This is a genomic window from Avibacterium endocarditidis, from assembly GCF_002921145.1.
GTDB classification, from domain to species: domain Bacteria; phylum Pseudomonadota; class Gammaproteobacteria; order Enterobacterales; family Pasteurellaceae; genus Avibacterium; species Avibacterium endocarditidis.
The window spans coordinates 1-3,863 of record NZ_PQVI01000141.1; the positions used below are offsets into that span (position 1 = coordinate 1).

At 34.5% G+C, this 3,863-nt stretch carries 5 protein-coding genes and 1 pseudogene; all 6 read left to right on the top strand.

What is annotated here, in order from left to right; translation table 11 throughout:
- Positions 1-1,119: type VI secretion system contractile sheath large subunit (tssC, locus tag C3Z13_RS10375; RefSeq protein WP_103855867.1), on the top strand; the 1,119-nt coding region annotated here is incomplete at its 5' end.
- 4 nt (positions 1,120-1,123) lie between these two features.
- Positions 1,124-1,531: a type VI secretion system baseplate subunit TssE gene (gene tssE, locus C3Z13_RS10380; protein ID WP_103855868.1), complete on the top strand. Its 408-nt coding sequence runs from the start codon at positions 1,124-1,126 to the stop codon at positions 1,529-1,531.
- Between the two features lie 53 nt (positions 1,532-1,584).
- Entirely contained in the window at positions 1,585-1,719 is a 135-nt protein-coding gene (locus tag C3Z13_RS12745; protein ID WP_281258792.1) for a hypothetical protein, read from the top strand.
- Between the two features lie 20 nt (positions 1,720-1,739).
- Positions 1,740-2,735, top strand: a pseudogene (gene tssF, locus C3Z13_RS10385) (type VI secretion system baseplate subunit TssF); the annotation flags it as partial.
- Complete coding sequence (locus C3Z13_RS13060) at positions 2,693-3,067, top strand: type VI secretion system baseplate subunit TssF (protein WP_425427474.1); 375 nt, start codon at positions 2,693-2,695, stop codon at positions 3,065-3,067. The pseudogene tssF and the gene C3Z13_RS13060, both read left to right, overlap by 43 nt.
- On the top strand, positions 3,064-3,207 hold the full coding sequence (locus C3Z13_RS11740; RefSeq protein WP_181022054.1) for a hypothetical protein: 144 nt from the start codon (positions 3,064-3,066) through the stop codon (positions 3,205-3,207). The genes C3Z13_RS13060 and C3Z13_RS11740 overlap by 4 nt, the downstream gene beginning before the upstream one ends.
- Positions 3,208-3,863: the final 656 nt, after the last annotated feature.

Consider the following 3,863-nt stretch of genomic DNA (forward strand, 5'->3'; position numbering starts at 1 on the left):
AAAGAAGAATTACTCGATGACTTCGAATTTGCACCTGAAATTGTTCAATCTGGTTTTTATAAACACGTTTATTCTTCTGGCTATGGTCAATTTGGTGGAGAACCTATTGGTGCCGTGATTGGGAACTATGAATTTACCCCTAAATCCCCAGATATGAAACTCTTGCAATATGTGAGCGCTGTAGGTTCTATGGCTCACGCCCCATTTATATCTTCCGTATCCCCCGCTTTCTTTGGTATTCAAAGTTATACTGAATTACCTGCAATTAAAGATCTAAAATCAGTGTTTGAAGGACCAATGTATGCTAAGTGGCGTTCATTACGAGAATCTGAAGACTCTCGTAGTTTAGGATTAACTGCCTCTCGTTTCTTAGTTCGTTTACCTTACTCTGTGTCAGACAATCCGGTAAAAACTTTTGGCTATGAAGAGGATGTAAGTAAAGACCACGAACACTATCTATGGGGTAATAGCGCATTTTTACTAGCTTCTTGCTTGACGGATAGTTTTGCTAAATATCGTTGGTGTGCAAATATTATTGGCCCACAAAGTGGCGGTGCGGTCTATGATTTACCAGTTCATATTTATGAAGCGATGGGACAAATTCAGTCAAAGATCCCAACAGAAGTGCTTATTACAGATAGAAGAGAATTTGAATTAGCGGAAGAAGGATTTATCGCATTAACTATGCGTAAAGGTAGTGATAATGCTGCATTCTTTTCTGCTAATTCTGTTCAAAAACCAAAAATTTTCCCAAATACAAAAGAGGGTAAAATAGCAGAAACCAACTACAAATTAGGTACTCAATTACCATATACATTTATGATCACTCGAGTAGCTCATTTCTTAAAAGTGTTACAACGTGAGCAAATTGGTAGCTGGAAAGAAGCAACTGATTTACAAACCGAGTTAAATAAATGGCTCAAGCAATATGTCGCTGATCAAGAAAACCCACCTGCAGATGTTCGTAGTCGTCGTCCATTCAGAGCGGCATCTATTTCTGTATCAGATGTAGAGGGAGATCCAGGTTGGTTCTTGTCTTCCATCAAATTAAGACCACACTTTAAATATATGGGATCTAACTTTGAACTATCGCTTGTTGGTCGTCTAGACAAGGAATAGAAAAATGGCATTATTAAGTTGGCAACGAGATAGTACAGCTAGCTTATTTGAGCGTATACAGGGGAAGGAGGTAAATCCTTCTCCTCTCTCCCATTCTGGTCTCAAAACTTTTATCGAGTCAATAAAACATAATCTTAACAATATCCTTAATACCCATCCAGGCACATCACAAAGTGCGGTCCAATTAGGTATTATGGACTTAAATGATGCCACGAGTAATACAGGAGATATCTATCAAAAAATATCCCAAATCATTCAAGAATGCATTTTGAATTTTGAGCCTCGAATCATCGCGGTAAATGTGACACCATTTCCTAATGAAGAGCAACCTCTAACCCTATTTTTTTTTACGTCACGGCAACAGTATCCTTTGAAGACTACACCAAAGACATTGCCTTTAATTTACACCTAGATAACGATCATCGTTATTATCTAGATATGAGCAACATTACTTAAGATGTGATTATGTCTCTTGAAAAATATTTTAGACAAGAATTAGATTATCTGCGTGAATTAGGTAAAAAAATTGCTAATGAAAAGCCTCATTTGGCTAATTTTTATCTGAAAAAAGTGCCGATCCCGATGTTGAACGATTACTAGAAGGCTTTGCCTTTTTATCTGGTAGTTTAAGAGCTAAAATTGAAGATCAATTTCCAGAGTTCACTCATAGTTTAATTAATATGCTCTGGCCAAATTATCTGCGCCCAACACCAAGTATGACTATCGTTGAATTTTTTCCCAACCCTAAAGTCGCAAAAGGTTTTGATGTCGTAAATAAAGGTACCACGTTATTAAGCCGTCCTATAACATCTGGTAACTCCGACAAAAAACTACAATGTCAATTTCAGACTTGCCGTGATGTTTGGCTCAATCCCTTCTCTCTTTCAGATGCAAGTGTATTAAATAGTAACGAGCAAGCTATTATTAGCTTAGTATTTTCTAGTGAATCGCCACTAAAATTCTCTGAACTAGATTTAAATAAGTTGCGTTTTTATCTAGGGGCAGATGATTACACTAATCAGCAACTATATCTATGGTTTAGCTATTACTTGACAGGTGCAGAGATTGTTGTCAACGACCAGAAAATAACATTACCTGAGTTTAATTTTTCACCTGCAGGATTTAATAAAGAAGACGCTCTCTTACCTTACCCTAAAAATGCTTACAGTGGTTATCGGATCTTACAAGAATATTTCTGCTTTCCCGAAAGCTTCATGTTCTTTGACGTAAATGGTATCGCTCCACTACCAAATACTCTTGATGAATCAAATCAATTTATATTAAACCTCTATTTCTCTGAACCATTGTCTTCAGATGTTCAAATTAGAAAATCAACTTTTAGACTACATTGCACACCTGCAATAAATTTATTTAAGCATAGTTGTGAACCGCTCAGATTCGATGGAGATAAAGATGAATATTTGCTAAAAGGAAGTCATTCTCATCCTGAATGGTATGAAATATTCTCAGTAGATCAAGTATCAAGCTATGTTGAAAATACGAAAATAAAGCTAGAGGGCCTAGTCATTCTTCCACACGTCATTACTTACCTTTTGAAAGCTTTGAGCATCAAATTGAATATGCTAAAGGACGAACCGAACTTTATTATAAAGTAAGGGCTAAAGATGCCTTATTTGAAAAAGGATTTGATCATTATATTTCTTTTGTAAGAGGCGATGAGGTAATAAGTTTAGGAAAAACCGAATCCATCTCGATCAATGTGACTTGCACTAACCGTGAAATACCAACCAACTTAAAAGTTGGTGATATTTGCATTGGCACAGAAACAAACCCAGCAATTGTTGAATTTAAAAATATCACTCGTCCATCTATGCCACTGCATCCATTACTAGATGGAACACTCGCTTGGAAATTAATTTCCAATTCTTCACTAAACTACTTATCGTTACTCGAAATTGAGGCATTAAAAGAGGAATTTATGCGATGATTCCAATTGATCCTATTGCTTGGCAAGCTTCAGGACATGTTACTCTATGGCATAATGGTAATGCTATTGGAAACCATCATTATATATTAAATCAGGCTGGACAGCCTCTTGCTAAAAATTATTTTTGGGAGTTAAAATAATGTACCAAACAAGGAAAAAACTTTTATTAACACTTTTATTTTTTATTATAAATAATAGTAATGCGGCTAACCTACTCACTCAAGTAAAGAAAAACTTTCTAATGATAAGTTGGCTCTGGAACAATTCAAATATCTAGGGACACTACATTGTCTTGATGTAAGAATAAAATGAAAATAACTCATTATTCACTAATGAATATATACATCTTTATAATAATCTTTATCCTTTTCCTAGGTTAATTAAAAGCAATAAATTATTGGATCAATATATCATCATTGAAAAAAATCCGCCTTCCCGAAAAAGGAGTTATGCTGGATAAATATTTCCACAATGACATTAACGCATGTTTAAAATTATATTCATCACCTAACATAAAAAACAATACTTAGACTTTATATCTAAAGATATTAACTATATAGATGAAGATATCAATTCTCCTGAATATACAGATGAAGAGACCATAAGAGAAAATATGCTAGACTATATTAATAGCGGAAATCTAGATTTACATAGGTTTGTGGATGGGCTTCCAAAGGAATAAAGCTAGATATAAGAAAGTTGATAAATAGTTTATGAAATAAATCGTAAACTTTTATTTATACATATTATCGTATTTTATTTATGGAGGTTATTTAGGGATTGATTCTATTTGCAT